The sequence below is a fragment of the Bacillus sp. A1 genome (genome assembly GCF_042296235.1).
Classification (GTDB): domain Bacteria; phylum Bacillota; class Bacilli; order Bacillales; family Bacillaceae; genus Bacillus; species Bacillus velezensis.
On the sequence record NZ_CP141181.1, the window covers coordinates 2,398,042 to 2,422,761 of the forward strand.

Sequence of the window (24,720 nt, forward strand, 5' to 3'; positions counted from 1 at the left end):
AAGAAAATTAAATTTGCTCCGTCATTTTGACAGGCAATCAGATAGTCACAAATTCATGAGGGTTCATTCCCTCGATCGGAATCGGCTTGGTCAGCTTCATCAGCCCCATGCGGGAGATCGGCTGCGTCAGCAGAGTTTCCAGCGCCTGCATCCCTTCCGCCCGGCTGATCAGTCCGAGACCGATTGCACTCAGTCTGTCAAACTCTTCAGAAATGTGATTGTCAGCCCGCTCCCAATACCCCCAGTTCATCACTTTGACCGGGCATGACAGCCGTCCGGAAAGCTCATGGGCAAATGCGTCTTTAAATGCGCACCCCGCCGCATAATGACTTTGATTCGGATTCTTAATATATGAAATAACCGAAGAGAAAAAGAGAATAAAGTCCAAAGACTCTTTCGCAAATACTTCGGCAATGTTGACGGAAATATCCACTTTCGCCGCAAGGCCGGCGTGAAACTGTGATTCTTCCATATCTTTTACGCTTTCATTCGCAAATACCATCGCTGAATGAACGACGCCGCTGATGGTGCCGTATGTGTTTTTAATCTGTTCATAGGCGCGCTGAAGCGATGGAAGATCAGAAGCATCTGCTGCTATATATTCGGGAGCCGGGCCTGATGGCCGGTACCGGTCTATTTTTTGGCGTATCCGGCTGTCCAGCGGCCGCCTCCCGATCCAGACGACTCGGGCTTTATACGTCGTCACCATATAATCTGTCCAAACCTCGCCGATGCCTCCCGCACCGCCGATGATGACATATACGCCTCCATATCGGTAAGGAACACTTTCAGACGGCCCGCTTTGGACCGGAAGCAATTGAGGCCGGTGCCATTCCTGATGTCTGCGCACCCATGCCTTACCCGTACGGTCGCGGGGCAGGCTGAATATGTCTTCTGCGGGGAAATCCCCCCCGTCTTCAAGATCGACCAGACGGATGTGCCAGCTCGGATGTTCTTTTGCGAGAGACCCGACGAAACCGTGCACACTGGAATGAGCGGGACGCACCTCATCATATTGGGTGATAGGCTGTGCTTGGTGCGTAATCACCGTCATCCCGAGCTGCTCTTTTCCATACCCGAGACCGATAAGAGCTTTGGCCGCTCTGAAAATTTGCAGCACCCCGCTTTTTTGATCATGGATGTAAGAATCAGCCGGCTGAGGTGCAAACCAGATCATATGCTGAATCTCACCGAGACGGCGGAGCCGATCGGATATCACTTCAACGGAAGCACTTTGGCTGCTATCAAATCGCACAGCTTTAGGAAACAATCGTAAAACCGCGTCCGCCTGCCCGTCTGTACCGCCTATGATGACAGCTTTTGCTTCAGAAATGGGGAAGCCGGTTTGGTTGTCTATCGGTTCCGCGTCCCATACCTGCATCAGTTTGACGGCTCCGGTAAGGTTACCCGGCAGATCGTATTGCTTATTATCGGTTACGGCCGGCGCACTTTCGGCCATCCGGGCAGAAAATCCTTTTATTCTTACACACACATTGCCGCGTTCATCACATATATCAATGTCCATTCTTCGCACGGCCGGTGTTTCATGCGTCACAAATACGGCCGCCCACATGTTTGGACTGCACGGATGAAAAACGGTCAGTTCATGCAATTCAAAAGGCATTAACGGCTGCTCCGGATAACCCGCTTTATCTTCATTCATAACGCCGATGGCCGCCTGAAAAGCGGAATCAATCAGACTCGGATGGAGCACAAACTGTTCGGCTTCATCAGAAACGGAAGCAGGGAGCACCAATTTAGCCAAGGCTTCTTTTTCCCCGCAATAAATGTGATCAATTCCTTGATGTGAAGGTCCGTATACAATTTCCGCCTTTGCAAACGCCGCATAGCAGTCTTCTTTTGACAGCACTTTTTTGCGGCAGCGCGCTTTCAGCTGTTCAATATGCAAAAACGGCGCCTCAGACAGCGGCTCAATCACAGCACTGCCTTCACAATAAATGTCTGAATCATTTTCATTGCTGTACACTTGAAATGAAACATTGCCGTTATCCTCCAAGGAAAGCCCTGTCGTCATACCCAGCGGCTCTTTTTTATGAACGGCCTGGCGTATCCAGCTGATATACCGCAGCGAAATGCCGGTTTTAGCCGTGTATTCAGCGGCTAACGGCGCGGCAGCCAGTTCAGCCGCGGCTCTCGCCATTTCAAGATAAGCCGCCCCGGGGAGAACACGCTTGTTTCGGACGATATGATCGGCTAAGAAGAATTCATCTCCGTTCAGTATCGTACTGAATTTTTGTTCTAACAAATCTGATGTATTGCGGTGAAGCAGCGGGTGAAGCCTGCTTTCTGTATTTACGGAAGTGACGGGATGATCGGGCTCCGGTATCCAATATCGTTCCTTTGCAAACGGATACGTCGGCAGACTCATCCTGCGCGGTTTCTCCTCCTGATACAGCCGCGTCCAGTCTATCTCAAACCCTTTTGACCACAGCTCCGCAAGTTTTTTGTAAGTGCCGCTGTCCGTCCATTTTCGGATCAGCTCCTCCGTATCCTGATCATCATTCAGGAAACCCCTGATTTCCGTTCCGCTATCAGACCGCCCTTGAAAGCTGCCGTCAATCTGCCGTTTTCGTTCTGTAAATTCAGTTAATTTCCTGATCAGGTCCGCTTGATCGTTCACTAAAAAAACAAGCCGTTCTTCCATTGCCAGCCGTCCCGTTTGCAGCGTATACGCCAGTGACCGCAGGGAAAAAGATTCATCAGGCTGCTTATCTAAACCGGACTGGCCGAAAAGACCGAAAAGAATATCCTTATGTTTCTCATCGTTTGTAAGACATTCTGCTAAAGTCCGGACGGAAGTATGCTGTATGAGATCAGTCATGTCTATTGCCAGCCCGTATTGATCCGTCAGCCGCTCAGAAAACTGTGTCAGCTGCATGACATCCAAGCCGAATTCCTTCCAATCCTGTTCACCATCTACCGAGCCGGCCTCTACATGCAGAACTTCGGCCAGAGCACCGCGCAGCACATTTTCCAGCTGATTTTGCATTGTATCTGTTTTGTCATGAAGCGGCCCGCTTCCTTCAACCGCTTTATCTTTGAGAAACATCAGCAGGCGGGCAGCGTATTCCTTCAGCCGCTCCGGATTTTTCGCTGATAGAGGCACGATATACGGTCTCTCTTGATTCTCCGTAATGCCGGGGTTTTTGGGCCTGTACTCTTCTAAAATGAGATGAACGTTTGAACCCGTCGCCCCGAATGAACTGATGCCTGCGCGTCTCGGACAGGAATGTTCACTGCCGTTCTCTGTATACGCCGGCTTTTTCCATGACTCGGTTTTTTGCTGCACGTAAAATGGCGAGTCCTCTAAACGGAGATACGGATTAATCGTCTCTGAGTGCAAAGAAGGGACAAGCGTTTTGTGAAACAGCTGCAAAACCGTTTTATGAAGCCCGCTGATCCCGGCGGCTGATTCCGCATGTCCGATATTCGATTTAACGGAACCGATCGCACAAAATTGCCGATCCTCCGTAAACGTGCGGTAAGCTTTGACAAGACCTTGTATTTCAATCGGATCTCCTAAAGAAGTTCCGGTTCCGTGCGCTTCCACATAAGAAATCGTCCGGGGATCGATCCCCGTCTTTTCAAGACATTCAGCTATCATATCCCCCTGCGCCACGGGGCTCGGCACGGTAATCCCGCTGACGGTTCCCACGTGATTGACGGCGCTGCCTTTTATCACCGCATAAATATGATCCTTATCTTCTTCGGCTTTGTGAAGCGGCTTCAGCAGCACGGCCCCGATGCCGTCAGCTGAGACATAGCCTGTGCCGCCTTCACCGAACGTGCGGCACAGCCCGTCACTCGAATGCATATCCATTAAGCCGTATGTGATATATTTTGTCGGGTGCAATGATAAATTGACGCCTCCGGCAAGAGCTGCTTCACATTCACCGCGTCTCAGACTTTCCGCCGCCATATGGACGGCCGTCAAAGATGACGAACACACCGTGTCAACCGCCATGCTCGGCCCGTGAAAATTGCAAAAATATGAAACACGGTTTGCGATCGGCGCATAGTTCAAGGGATAAGGAAAGACCAGCCCTTTCGCCGCAGCTTCAGCGCCGGCGAGAGAATAATCCATATGCATCACCCCGGCAAACACACCGACGTTCATTCTCTTATTCGGCCCTTTCGGCTGAACGATTGTTTCCGGGGTGTAGCCCGCATCCTCAATCGTTTCCCAGCATGTTTCCAAAAACAATCGTTCTTGCGGATCTTTAGCTTCTGCCTCCCGCGGAGAAATCCGGAAAAATTTCGCATCAAAACAATCCGGATCGTCTATAAAACCGCCCCATTTGGAAATCGGCTTGCCGGACGGCGATCGCAAATGCTCATATGTCCTCGTATCCCAGCGGGAACGAGGCACTTCCGTTACGCTGTTTTCTCCATTTTTTAAATTTGTCCAAAATTCACGAAGATTTTTGGCGCCGGGGTACCGTCCCGCCATCCCGACGATCGCAATATCTCCATTCTGCGTTCCGGCTGATGCCGACTTTTTCACGCGGATTTGGGTCGTCCTCTTTTTTTCCCGGGGCAAAGGCTCAGCACTTGAATGTCCGCTTTGAGCATGGCCGAAACCGGCTCCGTAATGTTCGCACAAATATCCCGCCAATTCCGCGATTGTCGTGTATTCAAATAACAGCGTCGGCAGTAGCTGCGTTCCGATTTTTTGTTCAATTTCCTTCACCATGTCCAACAGCCCCGGAGAATCCAGCCCCATTTCATAGTAGCCGATATCCGGGTCAATCTCTTTCACAGGTTTGTTCAATCGGGCGGCAAGCAATTCTTTTAAATAAAGGATGCACTGTTCAGTAAGGCCGGCGGAAGCCTCCGCACGGCGGGGCTCAGAAGGCGCCGGTTCCGCTTGCGGAGCCGGGACGGCATTCCGCCCGTCAGGTTCTTTCTTTTGCCGTTTCTGATTGATCAGTTCCGGGTCCCTCACCAGTTTATTGGCGAAGTTTTTCAGTTCGCCGACTTTTCTGCCTTCCTCATTGAAAAACTCCATTGTCACGTAAACGAGATCTTTCTTACGGGTGACGGATTCTTTTTTTATCTTGGTGATACATGTTGTCTGCAGCAATTCGGCGCAATAAAACGATTCATAAAACAGCGGCAGAAATAATTGCCCCTCCTTCCTCGTCAAAGGAGCGAGGTATACATTGGAGCCGATGCTGCTCGCATCTATCAATGCGGGATGAAACATCGCCTCTTCTGCATGTTCCAGCTGATCCTTTTGCACCGACAGATCAATATAAATCTCTTTTTCAGTTTGGTAGACGCTTCCGCAGCCTTTCATCATTCCTGAATGAACCAGTTCTTGATCCCTGCATTCCGCGTAAATGTCCTCAAGCGGTATTTCTGCCGCCGTTTGTTTTACGGCATCCATCCGGACGCTCTCTTGGAAGCCGGCGGGCTTGACGGAATGCATTTGCGCCGCGGCATATACCTTTGTCTCTGCTGCTTCGTCACCTTGTTTTTGCCCTTTCACCTCCACCTTCCACTGCTCTTCGCCGTTCTCTGTACAGTCAACGGAAAGCAGGATTGATTCTCCCTGTTCAGGAGCTAAAGGGTGAAAAATCGATAAGTGCCTGAGTTCAAGGCCGGCATGAAAAAAACCGTTTTCTCTGAAAGTCTGATAGATCAGGTCAATATAAGCCAGACCCGGCAGCAGTTCCTTTCCATAGGCTTTATGATGTTTCAGAACGGGATGCTGATTGTTAATAAGAAGCTGCTCTTGCATATGAACTTCCTCCATATCGACGTTCAATTTTCAGCGCAATCAGTAAGTCTTCATTTGTTTCCAAAACGTATTCGGACGGGACTTATGTGCGTTTTCATGCAGGCTTTCGGCTTTGTCCGGACGAATGGGCCGGCGTTTTAATTCCTGTCTCGGCAAAGGCTTTCTGACCGGGGTATACGCCTCTTGCTCCCAGGCTTCCACTATGACATGGGCATTCGTCCCTCCGTCAGCGAAGCTGCTGACGGCGGCAATCCGCGGTGAATCCGTCCATTCACGCAGAACGTGCGAAAAATAAAACGGCGAGGCGGACAGATCGTAATGCGTCATCGGCTCTTTGCCCGAAAGGAAAGGCACACGCATTCGGCGCGAAAGCATAAGCACTGTTTTAATGAATCCGGCAATCCCTTCAGCGCATAACGGGTGTCCGATATTCGGCTTCATCGACCCCAATTCGCAAGGCGCGCTGTTTTGCATACGGTACACCGCTTCAATCGCCCTCAGTTCCAAAAGGTCTGTTACTTCAGAGCCTGAACCGTTTGCTTCAATGTAGCTGATATCCTCCGCTTTTCTGCCGCTTTTGGCAAGCGCCTTGGCCATCACTTCTTTCTGCGCCTGTATATTCGGTGTGGCAGGCCCCGCGGTTCTGCCGTCATTGTTTACGGAAATGCCTTTAATGACCGCATGAATCCGGTCCCCGTCTTTTACAGCCTGGGCCGCTGTTTTTAAATACACCATTCCGACGCCTTCTCCCAATACGATGCCGCCGGTGCGGCGGTCAAAAATATGAAACGCAGGCTCTTCGCTTAACAGATTGCGAAGTTCGAACATCCGGTGGGTTTGACCGGATTCCAGCAGACTGACTCCCCCGACCACCGCTGAGTCGATTTCACCGCAAGAAAGCGCCTGTATCGCCATATTCATACCGACAAGCGCTGAAGAACAGGCCGTATCCAAAACAAGACTCGGCCCCTTCAAATCAAAAAACTGAGAAAGATTGGCCGCCAAGTAATTCGGGCCGGCGGCGACTATCGGATTTTTTGCATGCTTCAGACGGTTTTCGTCAGGCATACTGCCGCCGCGTCCTCCTAAATAGACACCGGCTGACCTGCCTTTCATTTCTTGTAAAGAGTAACCGCTGTCTCTGAACAGATGAAGCGCCTCTTCTAATATAAGAAAGGACTGGATATCCATTGCCTTGATGTCTTCTTCGGGAATAAGGAAAAACTCCGGGTCAAAATGCGTTACATTTTTTAAAAGGCCCGCATAATCCGCCTTCTCCGTTTTCCAGCGCTCTTTCGGCACCCTTTGAATGGCCGACGTTCCTTCAGACAGCAGCTTCCAATAAGCTTCAATTGATTCAGCTCCAGGAAAACGGCAGGACATTCCGACAACAGCGATGTCTTGCGCCGCTGCAGCGCCAGAAGGCTGAATGACAGCGGCTGCTGTTTGTTTGGGAACGTCCGGGATTACAGGCTGAACCGGTTTTGAAACGGCATCTTTGATTTCCGGATATGCTGTTTCAAGCCATCCCGCCAGCGCAGCAACCGTAGGGTATTCATACAGCACCGCCGGGTCAAGGTCAGCTTTGATCCTCTTTCCGATCGCTCTGGACACTTGGGCAAGCATGATGGAATCGGCTCCGTAATCTTGAAACGGTGTATCAGATTCAAATCTTGACGGCTCCAGTCTTAATTCCCGGCAGCAAATGCCCGTCAGCCACTCCTCTACGCTTTCTGTCTCACCCTGTACATGCTGCTTTGTTTCGGTAAGGCCGGTTGAAAGCATCAGACGGTCGGGCTCCCATTTTTCCGGGTGAATGACGGCCGGCATAATAACAGATCCGCAATCGCCTGCCATAACGGCATCAAACAGACTCAGCCCTTCTCTGTCAGTGATGCTCTTTAAACCGCTTTTCAGATAGGCCCGGCTTTTTGATTCGCCCATACCCGTTTCTTTCCAGCTCGGCCATTGGATGCTCAGCACCGGAAAACCTTTTGCGGCCGCAAAATAATCCATATAGGCGTTAGCCATGGCATAATCGCTTTGTCCCGCTCCTAATTCCGGCATCACGCCGGACACTGAAGAAAACAGCGCAAAAAACCGGAGAGGCTCCTTGTGCAGCGCTTGATACAAAAGGTCCAGCCCGTCTGTTTTAGGTTCAAGCACGGGCATCATCTGTTCTCTCGTTTTGCGGATAAAGGCTGGATGATCGAGATCTACGGCTCCCGCTGCGTGTATCACGCCTCCTATCGGCCCCATCTTCTCTTTCACCCGGCTGACGGCCTGCTCATATTCAGGGCCGGAAGATACAGACAGCACTTCCGTCCGGACACCTTTTTGTTCGAGCTCTCTGATTCTTCTCACTTTATCGGAAAACGGGGAATTCCGTTTGATATGATCATCCCACTCCGCTTTCGGAGGCATTGTTTCTTTTCCGGTAAGCACGAGTTTCGTGACTCCGTAACGTTCGGCAAAATGCCGGGCGAATAAATATCCGAGTCCCCGGGTCCCTCCGGTGATCCAGAGCACATGGTCTTTCGGAAATGAAAATTCTTTTTCAGCTAAGCTGTTTGTTTCCTTTAACCGCGCGTGATAGCGCACACCGTTTCGGTAACACACTTCGATGTCTGCAGAATCGCGAAAAAACTCCTCTGCGATCTGGTTTGCCAGCTCGGAATCTTCAGCAGTCCGTTCTGCATCCATATGCCGCGAGCGGATATCCTTATACTCACTTTGGAGCATACGGTACAATCCGGCCTTTTTTGCACCTGAGAGATTTATCGTTTCATTTGCAAAAGGTTCAAGCCCCTTTGTCACACAAAGCAGCTGAAGCTTTCGGCCGCGGTTTCTGTTGTCAACGAGAGACTGCAGACGATGAATCCAGCCGTCCTCATGCTTGATTTCCGTCCCGCACCCCGTCACATCAATCAGACCGCCAAATCGGGCCGCGTCCCCGGATATTTCCGGTGATGCAGCGTCAATGATTTCAGACTCGGGGAAATAACGGGACAGCTCAACGGCCAAATTTCCTGTCTGGTGATCAGCGGCTATTCCGATGACGCCCCGCACTTCCTTAGCCGGAACACGGCTGCTTTCTGCCCAGCTTTTCTGTAAAAAGCGGAATTCACGAAATGTTTCAGAATGTGTTTCAGCATCACGAACATTGTCCGGCGCTGCATCGTCCGGCCAATAACGATCCTTTATAAATGGATAACCGGGAAGGCTGACGCGATGCGGCAGGCTGCCGTTATAAAGCTCTGACCAATCAATCTTCAGCCCTTTTACCCAAAGTTCCAGAAGCTTCGCGAATTTTTTTCTTTTCATCCATTTACGGACGGCTTCCTGCATATCTTCATCCTTAAAAACGGCTAGAATATCTTTATACTGTTTGCTTTTTCCCCTGAAGCAGCCGTCTGTTCCGCCGTCAATAAAACGCTGCAGTTTTTCCGCTAACTGCTCTGTCGACGTCACAATAAACGCCGCACGTTCTTCCATCGCTTCTCTTCCGGTTTGAAGGGTGTAAGCCGCATCCCGGAGGCTGCGGTCTGTGACGTCATTTTTTCTGATCGCTTGAAGAAGCTGCTGCGCCCGCTGCTTCAGGCTGGCCTCCTGTTTGGCGGATAATAAAATGACTGCGGGATCTTCATCTGTGAATGGCTCAGAAATCTCCCTATCAGGTTCAATATATTCTTCTATCAATATGTGGGCATTTGCCCCGCCCGCGCCAAAAGAAGAGATTCCCGCGATTCTCGGAATCTCTTTCTGCGCTCCGTTTTCCTCAATGACCGGCCGTTTCCAGTCTGCCAATTCACGCTGCACCGCAAACGGCGTCCGGTCAAATGCAATATTCGGATTCAATTTTCGGCAATGTAATGAAGGGGCCAGCTTTCGTTTTTGAAACTGGAGCAGCAGTTTTGTTACACCGGCGATGCCTGCCGCGGCTTCCAAATGCCCGATATTGGATTTAACTGAGCTGATGGCGCAAAAGCCTTTATCTGACGTTTTCGTTTGAAATGCGCGGGTCAAACCGTCAATTTCGATCGGATCTCCGAGTTCAGTGCCCGTGCCGTGGGCTTCGATACAGCTGATCATCCGCGGATGTATTCCTGATTTTTCAAGCGCGCCGGAAATCACGTCAGCCTGGGCGCTCGGACTCGGCACTGTATACCCGTTTGTTCTGCCGCCGTGATTGATATGAGTGCCGCGAATCACCCCGTAAATATGGTCCTTATCAGCCATCGCTTTTGACAGCGGCTTTAACAGCACGGCCCCGACGCCTTCCCCGGGAACAAATCCGTCCCCGCCTTCACCGAAACTTTTGCACGTTCCGTCTTTTGAAAGCATTCGATAGGCGCTGAGCTCCGCATAAGCCGAAGGATGCGTATACACATTCACACCGCCGGCAATCGCCATGTCACATTCGCCGCGAAGGATGTTTTCACACGCTTCATGAATTGCAGTCAGCGAAGACGAGCACATCGTGTCGACCGGCATGCTCGGCCCTTTCAGATTAAGAAAATAGGAAACTCTGTTGGCCGCTGAACTGAACGACGTTTTTGGCTGCAGGGTGCCGCCGTTTTTCCAGTACATTCCGTACCCGTTTTTCGTAATGCCAGCAAAAACGCCGACCCGGCCGTTATACAGATTCTCAAGCTGTTCCTTCGTATAACCGGCATCCTCCAGCACCTGCCAGCACATTTCAATAAAGAGACGCTCCTGCGGGTCCATATTCAAAGCATCACGGGGTGAAATTTGAAAAAACAGCGGATCAAAGAAAGCGGCATCTTTCAGAAACCCGCCCCGCTTACTGTAACTTTTCCCTGCTTTCACGGCCGCTTCGGGATCAGGGTTGTAGTACTTGTCCTTTTCCCAGCGCTCTTCGGGAATTTCGGTCACACAGTCTTTTCCGGCCGCTAAGTTATCCCAGTACTCTTCAAGTGTTTCAGCTTGCGGATAACGTCCGCTGACTCCGATAATCGCAATCCCTTCTTTTGTCTGTTTCTCATTGGAAAAAGCAGACCGTTTCTTTCGCTTGATAAACGACGGAAGCACCGGAAAATCTTCATTTGCCAAAACCTGTTCTGATATGCCTGAACGGTGCTCATCATCATTTGTCCATTTTCGGCATTCATTCGGATAATCCGTGACAAAGTGAGCTGCCAGGGAGCCCAGTGTCTTATATTCGTAAAAAACCGTTTTGGAAAGGTCACCGAAAAGCAGAGACAATTCGCGGTTTAATTTCGTCACAGTGACTGAGTTTATTCCGTAGGTTTCCAGCGGCTCTTCAGTATCTATGTTGGAAACAGCAATTTTTGCAGTCAGGCCAAAAAGCGTTTTGAGCTGAAGAAGCGTTTGTTCATACAAACGTTCACTGCGGTGTTCGGCATTGGTTTTTCCGGAAGCGCCCGTCTTGATGACAGGCTGCAGCTTCAACCCCGACAGAGAAGCCCATATTTTTCCTTCTTCGTCACATAAATCAATATAAAAGCTCCCCGCCTTCTCTTGTATCTCGGCCCATACCTTGTCAGGACAAGATTCATAAAACAAAAGCTCGTCCAATGAAACCGGGGCGAGCGTTTTATATTCTTTGCCGCCAAGCAGCGCGCATGCCTCTGTCACACTTTGCATCACACAGGGTGGGAGGCCGAATCGGGCGGATTCTTTTTGGTCTGTCAATGGAATTGTTATGTCTGCCAGCATCCGTCCTGCTGAGGCGTAAATACGCTCAATTCCTTTCATGTGCTCACTGTATTGAACGGTATCGTTCTGAGTGATGGCTTCAATTTGCTGCTTATCCATCAGGGAACCGCTGTTTTCCTTCAAGCGGCTGATATCCAGCATGCCGGGCGCAGCATCAACTGGCTGAATCGTCCCTTGGCTGTACACATCATAATGACTGGAATCAGCAGAAAATGGATTATAAATCTCAAACCTTTTGGCTTCACCCTCTGCGGGTATCAGCCTGATCTCGATATGGAACGGCTCAGCCTCAGTCAAAATGGGCTTTGACCACACGATATGCGTCAGCCGGACAGCCGCAGTCTCCTTTACTGTCAAAACAGCCGCAGCTCTCGCCATTTCCAAAAGAAGTTCTCCGGGCATAAGCTTTTTATGCTGTAAAGAAACATCAGCGAGAAAAAATTCCCGGCCGCTGAAAGCTGCCGAGAATCCCTGTCCCGTTTCATCGGAAATATGCTGCTGAGCAAGCGGATGAAGGGAATCCGCTTGGCGAAGTCCCATCCGCATATCATAATCGCGCAAAATGCCGATCGCATCCTGTTTTGTCATTTTTTTATTTTTGACGTCAGAAAAAACCCGGTGCAGAAACTCTTTCATATGGTTTCCTCCATTACGCTAATCCCTGTAAAAACCGATCGTTCTTTTTACAGCGGCTTCTATGCTTATTTCGTTTTTCTCCAATTCATCAAGCAGGCGCTCATAAGTCTCAAGCGGGGACGTATCAGTCTCATAAGTCTCCCGGTGCCTTATATGCTGCGCACTGTGCGGTATCCAGCAATGTGTTTTCGCAAAAGGATAGACGGGCAGGCTGACTTTTTTCGGTCTTTCGTCCGGATATAATTTACTCCAATCAATATGCAAGCCTTGCACCCATAATTTTGCAAGCCTTGCATACTTTCCTGCTTCAATCCATTGATCTACGGCCCCGCTCATTTCTGCGTTGTCCGTCATCTCTGTAAACAGCTGTTTCATCGCTTTGTTCCGGCCTGTAAAGAAATTCTGCCCCGTCTCCTTGCCGCTGAGGAAATCATTCAGCGCGTTCGTAAGCTCTTCTTTTGTTTCAGCAATGACGGCAAGGCGCTCTTCCATTTCATCCCGGCCAAGCTGAAGCGTATAAGCGATATCCGCAAGAGCTCCGTCAGCTGAATGTGACTTTTCCAAATATCTGCGCAGCTGTTCCGCACGTTCCTTCAGCTGTTCCGCCGTCTTTGCCGAGAGAATGAATAAGGACGGCTGAAGTTCACCGGCCGTCCATTGTTTCTCTTCAACAGGAGAAACATATTCTTCGAGCACGACATGAGCATTGACACCGCCAAATCCGAACGAGCTGACACCCGCTCTCCGCGGCAGTTCATTTCCGCTATCATCAGTCGCCGCTTTCCACGGCTGAGTGTCGCGGACGAAATAAAACGGGCTTCCGTCTAGGCTGATATACGGATTAACGGTTTCACAATGCAGACTTTTAACGAGCGTTTTGTGCTGCATCTGCAAAATAATTTTTAAAAGCCCGGCCATGCCGGCGGCAAGCTCTGTGTGGCCGATATTCGTTTTGACGGAACCGAGGCCGCAATGAGGCTGCTCGGGTGCCGTTACTCCGGCTTTCTGATAAAGCGCTGCAAAAGCCGCTTTGAGTCCGTTGATTTCTATCGGATCTCCGAGCGCCGTTCCCGTGCCGTGGGCTTCAATATAACTCACTGTATGGGGGTCGATGTTCGCTTGCTGATACGCTTTTATCATGACTTCTGTCTGTGCTTTCGGATTCGGCGATGTAAGGGAAGCAGCCCTTCCGCCATGATTTTCCGCCGTTCCGCGGATAACGGCATAAATACGGTCGCCGTCACGTTCCGCATCGGATAATGTTTTCAAAACAATCATGCCGGCACCTTCAGCTCTGACATACCCGTCCGCTTGATCGGAAAATGTTTTGCAGCGCCCGTCTTCACTGAGCATTCCCGCTTTATTAAAGCTGATATGCATATCCGGCGACACAATAGCATTGACGCCTCCTGCAATCGCGATGCCGCAGTCTCCGGCCTGAATTGCCCTGACCGCACGGTGGACAGCGACCAATGAGCTTGAACAGGCGGTTTCAATCGGTTCGCTCGGCCCATGTATATTCAGAAAATAGCTCATGCGGTTCGGACCGATTGACGGAACCGTCCCGGCGGCGGAAGAACCCTCAATCTCTATATGGAACTTTGAAGCTTCCTGGGCGTAACCGCTGTTTGCCGTGCCTGCAAAAATGCCTGTATTTGTACCTGACAGGCTTTTGGCAGAGCAGCCGGCATCTTCAATCGCTTTCCATACATGCATCATTAAAAGTCTTTGCTGAGGATCCATCATTTCGGCTTCATGCGGAGAAATACCGAAGAATAAAGGATCAAATTGAGCGGTTTCATCAATGAAGCCGCCCCACTTTACATTGCTCGCATTTTTATCTTTCTGCGGATCTCCGTAATACTGTCTCCAGTCCCAGCGCTCCGGCGGTATTTCAGAAATGCAGTCTTTTTCTCCGGCTAAATTCTCCCAAAACATTTCCGGATTTTCAGCCATTGGAAATGCACAGCTGATTCCGATTATCGCCACGGGCTCTTCAGGTGCAGCTGCGGTTTTTGTTTTAGGAAGGCGGGACGGAATCGAGAATGGCTCCGTCTTCATTTTTTTATGCTCAACCGGTTTCTCCGTTTCTGTTTCTTCCTGTGAGCCGAATGTATCCGGATGTTCCGTCAGCAAGTATTGGGCAAAACTAAAGACTGTCGGGTATTCAAAAAACACGGCCGGCGTCAGTTCAAGCCCATACATTTTATTTAGTTCATTTGCAAACTGCGTGAATGAAACCGAATCAAAGCCATAATCTCTCATCTCTGATTCAGCATCTATTTCTTCTTCTTTCACCTTCAGAATGCCTGATATCATATGTTTGAGTTCCGCTTGTACTTTATTTGGCAGATGGACGTGCGTCTTCCTTGACACATGAATGCTATGGGACGGTTCTGACGCTTCAGGCATCAGGTTTTTTCGAATCCGTTTCTCGTCGCCTTCTGCCACCATGACCTGGTGTTCTCCGGAGGCAAAAGCGGCGTAAAGCGCCTGGATGCCTGAAGCCGATCGCATGGCTTTCATTCCGGTCTGTTCATACATCAGCCTTTCTGTCTCTTTGTCCACGCGCATACCGCCTTCTTCCCAAAGCGGCCAGTTGACGGACAGGGTCTGCCCGCTCCGCTTGTTGTCCCGCACGAGACGATTTCGACGGGCTGCATAAACATCCATAAATGCGTTGGCTGCCGCATAACCGGCCTGCCCCGGATTTCCCATGCCTCCCGCCAAGGAAGAAAACAGAATGAAAAAGTCCAGCCGCACATCTTTCGCTGCTTCATCAAGATTGATAAGCCCTTTCACTTTCGGCGCCATGACGGTCTTCCGTTCGTTTTCTGTCTGGTTCAGAATGTAATTGTCGGCGATCACGCCTGCGCCGTGAATGATCCCGTCGAGTGTTCCGTGCTCCTCCTGTATGCCGCGGATGAGGGCGATGACCGCCGCCCTGTCTGTCACATCAACCGGTTGATACAGTACGCGGGCACCCGTCGCTTCCAAGCGCCGTAAGCGGGCGGAGCGCTCTTCATCTAGCGCTTCCGCCCTCCCCGTTAATACGAGGACGGCATTTTTGACGCGGGAGGCTATTTCTTCAGCGAAAATCAGCCCGATGCCGCCCGCTCCCCCGGTAAGGAGGTAAACCCCTTCGTCTTTCCACGGAACGGCGCCGCTTTGAAGCGCAGGCAGGTGACGCCAGTTTCTGACGAAACGTTTGCCGCCTTCATAACGGATTTCCGCTTGTTCAGGATGCGCCCGGTTTTCTTTCAGCTTGGCAAGAAGCGATGATGCTGACTCGTCCGGATCGGCTTGGATGACTTGGCCGTACAGCTTCGGATGTTCAAGGTGAGCCGTTTTCAGAAAAGCGGCCAGCCCCGCCAATACATTGTCTTCCCCCCTGTCGGGGACAAGAAGCTGGATCAGCGTTTTTCCCTTCTGTTTTTCTTTGATAAGACGCTTGACGATCGCTGACAGCTCCGCCGCGCAGGCGTCATAACGGTCTTCAATCGGACCTTCGCCGTCAGCCGCACATACTGCGCCGCTTATGTCTTCAGCGTTCATTCCGCCATACAGCGTCACGTATCTGAAAGACTCTTCTTGTCCGCCGCCTTCATCCGGCGGTGATTCCTGCCACTTTGGCTGAAGCAAGAGCGGTTTTCCCTCCGTTTCCTCTTCCAGAAAACGGGCGGTGAGCCCCGTCAATCGGACGCATACCTCGCCGTTTTCATCACACAGCTCAATATGATAGGCGCCGTCCGCTGAGGAAAGCACCGCCCACATCGTCTCACGGCATGCAGAAAACACCTGCATATCCCGGAGGGCAAACGGCAGAAACGGCCGTCCGGACGCGGAACCGTCTGAGAGCACGAGACCGATAGAAGCCTGAAGGGCGGCGTCCAGCATGCTCGGATGCAGGATGAACGGCTCCTTTTCTTCGCGGGCGGACGGCGGAAGAGTGAGCTTCGCGAGCACTTCTCCGCTTCCGGCATAGACGGCGTCAAGCGCCTGATGAGACGGTCCGTAGGTGATGCCGAGACTGTCGAATGCTTCATAGCACTCAGCCTTTGACATACGCCGGCCGCCGCAGCGCGCCTGAACCGCTTCCACATCGAGTACAGGAGCACGCTCCGTCTCTTCGAGCACGGCCTTTCCCTGGAAAAAGACAAGCGGCTCTTCCCCTTCGGCATACGCTTCAAAAGCGATGTCTCCGTTTTCTTCCGGCTGAAGCTTTACATGAAGGGTCACTCCTTCAGAAAGCGCCGTCACCGGACGGAGCCAAACGATCTGTTTGAGCCGGACACCCGCTTTCCCGCCCGGCAAGTCTTCAGCGGCAAGCGTAACGGCGGCCCGGGCCATTTCTAAAGCAGCCGCGCCCGGAAGCACCGGTTTTCCATTGACGATGTGATCGGCAAAAAACGGTTCACGCCCTGAAAAAACAGAAGTAAAGCGCTGGGCGGTAAAGGTCGATGTATTCGCGTGGAGCAGCGGGTGAAGTCTGGCCGCTTTCTCACTTTCCGCTGAGCCTGTTTTGTCAAGTGACACATCAGCTTTTGTGACCCAATATCGGTCTTTGGCAAAAGGGTAAGCCGGGAGACTGATGCGGCCCGGGTTGCGCTGATAAAGAGCTGACCAATCGACGTCAAGTCCTTTAACCCAAAGGTCAAGCAGCTTTCCGTATTTCCCTTTTTTCAGCCAGGCATTTATGGTAAGCGCCATATCTTCATCAGAAGTGAGCGAAGCCGCCAATGAATGATGTTTGGCTGTCCTGCCCCGCCAGATATGAGCATGGTCGATATTATAATCGTTTGAGGAGCTCATAAGCTTCATTTTCAGTTCTTCTATCGACTCGGCCGTAAATGCAAGCCGCTCAGCCATCGGTTCTCTTCCCGCCTGAAGCGTGTAAGCGATCTTGGCCAAATCCCCGTCAGAACGTTTTTTTCTTATGACATCATCCAGAAGCTGGCGGGCGCGCTCTTTCAATTGCTGCTCATTTCGTGCTGATAAAATAATAACAGCCGGTTTTTGCGGAGAAACAGACGCGTTTTCCATTGGTTTCAGGCTGTCAGACGGCACATATTCCTGAATGATGACATGCGCGTTTGAACCTCCTGCTCCAAATGAGGAAATACCGGCAATTCTCGGATATTCTTTCATTTCACCCGTGATATTCAAGACAGGTCGTTTCCATTCCGTTTCTTTTTGCTGTACGAAAAACGGAGTGTGCTCAAACTCAATATTCGGATTCAATTCCGCCGCATGCAATGAAGGGGCAATCCTCTTATGTTTCAATTGGAGAAGCAGTTTGGTGATTCCCGCAATCCCGGCAGCGCTTTCTAAATGTCCGATATTTGATTTAATTGAACCGATGGAACAAAACTGCCGGTCTTCTGTTGTCAGGCGAAAAGCTTTCGTTAACCCGTCGATTTCAATCGGATCACCGAGCGCAGTGCCCGTTCCGTGGGCTTCCAAGTAACTGACCGTTCTCGGGTGAATGTCTGTCCGTTTCAATGTCTCTGCGATCAGATCAAACTGCGCTTTCGGATTCGGCACCATATAAGCGTTTGTCCTGCCTGCTGCGTTCAGCATGCTTCCTTTGATAACGCCGTAAATATGATCGCCGTCTTTCTCCGCTTGAGCAAGCGGCTTTAACACAATCGCCCCTACTCCTTCACCGTCAACAAAACCGTCCGCCCTGTCTCCGAAAGATTTGCATTTATCACCGGGAGACAGCATTGAAAAAGCGGACAGCCGCTCATAGTGAGCCGGATCAACGATAAGATTGACTCCGCCGGCAATCGCTGTTTCACTCATTCCGCTCCGCAGGCTTTCTGCGGCGAGATGGACAGCTGTTAAAGAAGAAGAGCAGGCTGTATCCACAGCCATACTCGGCCCTTGGAAATTGAACAAAAACGATACTCTGTTTGCGATAGACCAGTCGCTGGGAACTGTCGGGTAATTGCTGTTCATCACACCGGCAAAGACTCCGATTTTCCGGCTGTCACAAAGCGTGGCCGGGGTGTACCCCGCATCTTCAATGCTTGAATAAGCAGTCTGCAGAAACAACCTTTCCTGCGGATCCATCCTTTCAGCTTCCGCGGGAGATATACGGAAAAACAGCGGATCAAATGTATCAATGTCATCGAGAAAACCGCCCCATTTTGAATAAATGGACCCCCATTTTCCGCGTTCCTCGTTATAAAACGTTTTCCAGTCCCAGCGATCTTTCGGCACTTCAGTAATAGAATGCCTGCCGGCTTTTACATTTTCCCACAGCTCATCAACGTGATCGGCGCCCGGATACCGGCCTGACAGACCGATGACAGCGATATCCTGGATAGAGGGATCTCCGTTCGTCCTGCTGCCTTCCTCGTTTTGAGGAATCTTGTTTTGTTTTACATTCAGGTTATCTGTGTGATCAGACAGCTGCTCCTCACGCACACCCATCGCTTTCATAAATGCTCCCCGCTGAGAAAGAAGCAGGTAATCCGCGATTTCTTCTATCGTCTGATATTCAAAAAAGAGGGTGCTGGTCATTTGGTCAAATACGTTACGAAAAGCATTCGTGAGCCTGACGACCAGAATAGAATCCAAACCGTATGCGGTTAAGGAAACCGACGGATCCATTCTCCCGCTCGGAATCTTCAGCGTTTTTCCTATTAATTCCGTCAGATATGTGATGCCCCGTTCTCTTACGTTTGGAATCGGCGCGGCGCTTTCTGCGGGAGCCTGCACCCGTCCGGCGTTTTCGGGATGAGCCGGTCCATTCCCGAATTGCCGCTCGAGCGCTTCTTTACGGGAAGACAGAAAGTAATCAGCAAGCTCATCAATGGTTTGATATTCAAAAAACAAAGTGCTGCTGACAGAACCGAAGACGTCTTTTAACGCGTTGGTCAGTCTGACGACCAGTATGGAATCCAATCCGTATGCGGTTAAAGGTTCATGGGATAAAAGACGATGCGCCGGCACTTTAAGCGCTTCACCGATTACCTTCTTCATCAGTTCAACGCTTTTTTCTCTCAGGCTGAAATGCAAAGTATCATCCGAAAGACCATCTGCGTCATACGGACGGCGCTCCGGCTTCTCTTCTGACGCCTGCGGGAGGGCAAGCCTGACCGTTCCGTCACTTTCAGCCGCTATAATCTGCTGGCCTAAGTCGTGTGCGGCTTCAGCTGGAAACAGAGGATGGACGAACCCTTCAAGCGAAAGCGCTTCCGCCCAGCCGGCCGGCTCAACCCCCGGACAGCCCGGAATCCGTAAATCATGATCCTCATACAGCCACCAGCCTTCAAGAAGGCCGAACGTCACATGGTTGAATATGGTGCGGCTGTTGATCTCATTTATAAACAGCTGGCCGTTTTTTTGCAGCATTGCTTTCGCATGGCGCAGCGCAGAGCGGATATTTTTTGTCGCATGAAGCACATTGGTCGCGATCACTGCGTCATACGTGCCGATGTCCGGCGCTTCTGTTGATACCGGCTGCTCAGCGTTGAATATTTTATAAGTGACATAAGGATATTCCGGACCGAATATGTCTTCTGCATGTAAAAGAAATGCTTTAGAAATATCCGTGAAACAATATTCGGCAATATGCGCTTCATACGGTTTCAATTTTCTCATGACCACGGCGCTCGTCCCGCCCGTTCCGGCTCCGATTTCTAAGATGCGGATTTTCGCCTGCGGGTCTTTTTCCAGACGTTCCCGCAGAACTGCAATCAATGTGTCAGCAAGCTTGTCATTGAAAAAATCAGAAATGATATTATTGCGGTAAATGCCTTCCACAAGACGGAAGGAGGAGTCAGGGAACATCACTTCCGTTGCCGGAAGCTTACCGGTTAAAATGTCTGGAAGCACACGCAATGTCTCTTCCGCCAATCTGACATGCGCCCTCATGTCTTTCTGGCGCAGCCAAGTCTCTTTTTTCCGCTCCCATTCCTCCCACACCTGCCCTAAATCCGTTTTTTCCGGAGCAAGCGCTAATGTATTCAGGAGGACAAAGCTCTCTTTCAGCCATCTGCTGTATTGTTCCGTTATGCCGGCAGCCGATTGAAATAACGGCAAAGCCTGGTCAAGCCCGGCTCCCATCTCATAAAGGGTTGATACAAGCATTTTTTCAATAAGGGATTCCATATCTCTCATGCAGCTCATGACACTTGATGCTTTTAACCGCTCAGCTTCGTCATTCTGCGTGATGTTAACCGCTAATTGTCCGAGTGCGGAAGGAATCTTTTCCGGATAAACCGTTACTTGTTCTTTCAGATCGTCCTTCATAAAAAGCGGATCTGTCGTTTTAATCAGCGCCAGCTGGTCATGAGGTCCGGAAAGCAGGGTTTCCAGCGTTTTCATCGCTTCGGGCGCCTCAATAGAAGCGATTCCGTCCCGCTCCATTCGTTTCCGGTATTGTTCTGAAGCCACGACGCCGACACTTCCCCAAAAACCCCAATTGACAACTTTTACGGCATACGGCGCTTTCTGTGAGATCCGCTTAGCAAAAGCGTCTTTAAACGTGCACCCGGCGGCATAATTGCTCTGTCCCGGCGCTTTTTGAAACGACATCATCGAAGAGAAAAACAGCAAGAAATCCAGGGGTTCCCCTTCAGCTACCCGGGCAATCTGCAAGCTCACATCAGTTTTTGCAGAAAGTGAAGCGCGGAACTGATCCTCTTCCATATTGGCAAAACTTCGGTCTGATAACACGATGGCGGAATGAATGATTCCGCGGACCTTTCCATTTTCCTTCACAATGGTGTCATACGCCCGTTTGAGAGAGTCAAAATCCGCAGCATCCGTGCTGAAATATTGCGGTGCGGGACCTAAAGCTGCAAGTCTTTTCAGCTTTCTTTCAATCTGTGTATCTTTTTTCCGTCTCCCGATCCAGACAATTTTCGCCTGATAGGTCTGAATCATATATTCAGTCCATACTTCTCCTATTCCGCCTGCTCCGCCGATAATCACATAAACCCCGCCGTGCCGGTATAATGAAGGCTCATCTGCATGAGGCCGGCAGACGGCCAATTGCTGTCGGTGCCACTGACCTGCGCGAAAGACCCACGGATTTCCCTCGGGGTCCGCCGGTAAAGAGAAGACATCAGGAAGATGCCGGTCTCCCCTTTGAGATTCCAAATCAAGAAGCCGGATGCTCCAATTGGTGTATTCTTTTGCGAGCGACCCCGCTAATCCGTGTATGCTTGCATGACTCGGATTGACCTCATCATGTTCATGAATCGGCTGTGCTTGAAACGTGCAGATTGTCAATGATAGTTGTTCCGTGTCAAAATTCAGAAGCAGAAGCGCTTTTACCAGCCGGAAAAGCTGCATGACCCCGTGCTCCTGTCCCTCGGCCGTATCCGCATCATAAACGGATGGAATGGGATGATCCGGCGCCGCCCATATCATGTGTTGAAAAGAGCCTTGCGCTTTCAGTGTTTCAGCCATTTGTTCCGCGCTGTCCAAAGAAGTGATGTCCGGAAAACGGACATCGGAATACATCTCTTTCAAAGCCTGCTGAACATCCGGCCCGGCCCCGATGACGATTATTTTTTCTTCACGCATGAAAGGCATGCCGGTTTCCGGAATGGTGACGGTGTTCCAAACCGGTGTCATAAGCAATTCCGTTTCACGGCTTTTCTTCGGCGTGACGCCGGCTTTTTGGTTAAACCCGGCGCTTTCCTGCACCTCTTTTATGATAAAATCTTTCACTGCCGCCAACAGCGCGCCGCGCTCATCACAAATATGCAGATCAAATTGGTGAACGGAGGCCGCTTTTACCTCCGCATGCACAAATACGGTTTTCGCTAACGGTTCAAGCAGCTGTATTTCTCCGAAGGAAAACGGTACGATAAGCGCAGGCTCTTTTTGAAATTGCAGCACATGCGCCATTGCAGTTTGAACAGCGCCATCCATTAAGGACGGATGTAGGATGTACTGTTTAAAATCGGCTTCCAAGTGTGACGGGAGCGTTAATTTGGCCAGTGCTTTCCTTTCTGTATAAGAGAATTCGCGGATGACCTGAAAACTGTCCTTTTGCACGATTCCCGCCTCAGAGAACGAGTGATAGATGTCTTTCGGCTCCGTTCTCTGCGCAAATGGCGCCGGGAGCTGAAAAGCCGGGGCCTCAAAAGACGCTCCTTTTTCTTTACAAATCACTTCTCCTTGCGAAAAGAGGATGCCGTCCGCTCCTTTTTCTTTAATGACATAGCTTATACGCTCTTTTTCCGCTTCAAACTCTATCATGACGGATCTTAGGTCTGTACCTGTCACAATCGGCTCCATGTACCACACATTTTGGAGAGAGACGGCCGGGCGTTCTCCCCACAATGCCGCGCCGTATGCCGCCATTTCCAGATGACAGACTCCGGGGAGCACGTATTTTTCGTTCACTAAATGATCTTTAAAGAAATATTCATCCTTGGAAAATATCTTTTGAAACGTCCCTTTCCGGGCGGATGAAACATTCTCATCTAGCAGAGGATGCAGCGCTTCACGCCTTTTGGTATTTTGGGGCTTTTTTGTATACCGCTTTTTTTGATCGGTCAGCCAAGACGTTTCCTTTAAAAACGGATACGTAGGAAGCGGAACTTTCTGATACGGCGTTTCCGGCTTTTTGCAACCTTGAAAGCCTTTCACCCACAGCGCGGCAAATTTTTCAGGATCTGAAACGGATTGGCCAGAAACGTCCGGCCGCCCGGGTGACGCTTTTCCGAAGTAAATATGCCTGCCGCCGCTGTGACCGCTCACAAATCCGTCCAATCGCTGTTTCAGCTCAGAAAGAGATGATGCGATTACCGCAAGCCGGAAGGAGAAAGGCTCTCTGCCTGACAATAGGGTGGCAGCGATATTTTCCAGGCTGTATCCGCCGGCAGAAGGCGAGTTTTCCAATCGGGCAAGAAAGGAGCTCAATTTCCCGGCATATTCTTTCAGCTGCTGTTCGGAATGTGCGCTTAGTACGACGGCATGCGGTTTTTGCTCAGTATTCCCGTCCGCTTGCCGTTTTGGCTGATAAGCACCTACGATCAGATGGGCATTAGAGCCTCCTGCGCCGAACGAACTGATTGCGGCGATTCTCGGTTTATCTCCTTCAGCCGGCCACGGACGGTTGTTTCGGACAACATAAAATGGCGAATCAGAAAAAGTAATCTTGCGGTTCAGTTCCTCGGCGTGCAGACTGGCGGGAAGCGTTTCATGTTTCATGCTTAAAAGCACCTTGATTAAACCGGCGATCCCTGCAGCCGCTTCCAAATGTCCGATATTGGATTTCACCGAGCCGATTCCGCAGTCATTGTTCTCATCGGCCTGTTTCTCAAATGCCATAGACAGACCGCGTATCTCAATCGGATCGCCGAGTGCCGTGCCGGTACCGTGAGCTTCAATGTAGCTGATATCCGCCGGACTTACCGCGGCTCTGTTTATAGCGGATAAAATCAGGTCCCGGTGCGCTTCCGGATTCGGCACCGTATACCCGGTCGTTTTGCCGCCGTGGTTAGTGGCGGACCCCTTAATGACACCGTAGATGTGGTCGTTGTCCGCAATCGCTTTTTTCAATGGTTTTAACAAAACGGCTCCCGCGCCTTCACCGGGCACGTAACCGTCTCCGCCTTCACCGAAACTGCGGCATTTTCCTTCAGAAGACAGAAAATGCGATTGGCTTAAAAACATGTATTTTTGCGGATGTAAGCTGAGGTTGACGCCTCCGGCAAGCGCCATTTCACAGTCGCCCGACATAATGGCCTGACAAGCCTGATGGACGGCGACAAGCGATGAAGAACACGCCGTATCAACAGCGATGCTCGGCCCATGGAGATCAAGGAAATAAGAAACCCGGTTCGGAATGCCCCAATATAAGGAGCCGGGGCCTTTATACTGATCTTTGAGGAAACCTTCTTCGTGTGCAATTAATGAATATTCATTCCAGGTCACTCCGGCGAATACACCGATTTGATCCGTCGGCCTCGCCGCCGGGTTCCCGTAACCGGCATCCTCCATCGCTTCCCAGCAGCACGTGACATACAATTTTTGCTGAGGGTCCATTAAATCAGCTTCCCACGGGGAAACAGAAAAAAACAGCGGGTCAAATCGATCCGGACGATCAATAAAACCTCCCCATTTACTGTATGACGCGTATTCTGCCGTTTTCTCTTCCGAGTAATAAGAGCTGTCCCATCTGTCCTCAGGGATTTCGGAGACACAATCTTTATTTTCCATTAAATTGTTCCAAAAATCATGCTGGTTTTCCGCTTTCGGAAACGTCCCGCTCATTCCGATAACCGCAATATCAGAACTCCTGTCCGTTCCCGGTTCGGGCACCTTTTCAGCCGCCTGTACAGGAAGCACTTCTTCCTGCCGGCTTCCCGTATCAGGCTCCGTTTCTTTGAATTCAAGAACGCTTTCGGGATTTCGTTTCTGCGCACTTAAAAACTCACTCAATTTCTCAATGTTCGGATATTCAAACAGCAGCGTTTCAGAAAGGCCGGTAAATTCTTTATGCAATATGGTCATGATTTCTTCACTGATGAGAGACGTCACGCCAAGAGTAAAAAAAGCGGTTTTATCTTCTGCTTCGGTCACCTCGGCACCCAGCTTTTCCGCTATTACCGTTCTTAAAAATTCGTTAATACATTTCATGAGGATAC

General features: G+C 50.5%; 3 protein-coding genes. All 3 read right to left on the reverse strand.

The window, feature by feature from the left end:
- Positions 1 to 37 precede the first annotated feature (37 nt).
- From U2H13_RS11655 to U2H13_RS11665, 3 genes are read right to left on the reverse strand one after another with little or no spacing between them, the layout of a single operon-like run.
- Positions 38 to 5,764, reverse strand: a complete 5,727-nt coding sequence (locus tag U2H13_RS11655; RefSeq protein WP_376700468.1) for a type I polyketide synthase — start codon at positions 5,762 to 5,764, stop codon at positions 38 to 40.
- A gap of 39 nt (positions 5,765 to 5,803) precedes the next feature.
- Positions 5,804 to 12,100, reverse strand: a complete 6,297-nt coding sequence (locus U2H13_RS11660) for a beta-ketoacyl synthase N-terminal-like domain-containing protein (protein ID WP_376700469.1) — start codon at positions 12,098 to 12,100, stop codon at positions 5,804 to 5,806.
- An 18-nt stretch (positions 12,101 to 12,118) separates the two neighbouring features.
- Positions 12,119 to 24,712: an SDR family NAD(P)-dependent oxidoreductase gene (locus U2H13_RS11665; protein ID WP_376700470.1), complete on the reverse strand. Its 12,594-nt coding sequence runs from the start codon at positions 24,710 to 24,712 to the stop codon at positions 12,119 to 12,121.
- Between the last annotated feature and the right edge of the window lie 8 nt (positions 24,713 to 24,720).

Excerpts from the sequence above, each read along its gene's own strand:
- U2H13_RS11655 (WP_376700468.1), bottom strand. The coding sequence starts at position 5,764 with ATGCAAGAGCAGCTTCTTATTAACAATCAGCATCCCGTTCTGAAACAT.
- U2H13_RS11660 (WP_376700469.1), bottom strand. The coding sequence starts at position 12,100 with ATGAAAGAGTTTCTGCACCGGGTTTTTTCTGACGTCAAAAATAAAAAA.
- U2H13_RS11665 (WP_376700470.1), bottom strand. The coding sequence starts at position 24,712 with ATGAAATGTATTAACGAATTTTTAAGAACGGTAATAGCGGAAAAGCTG.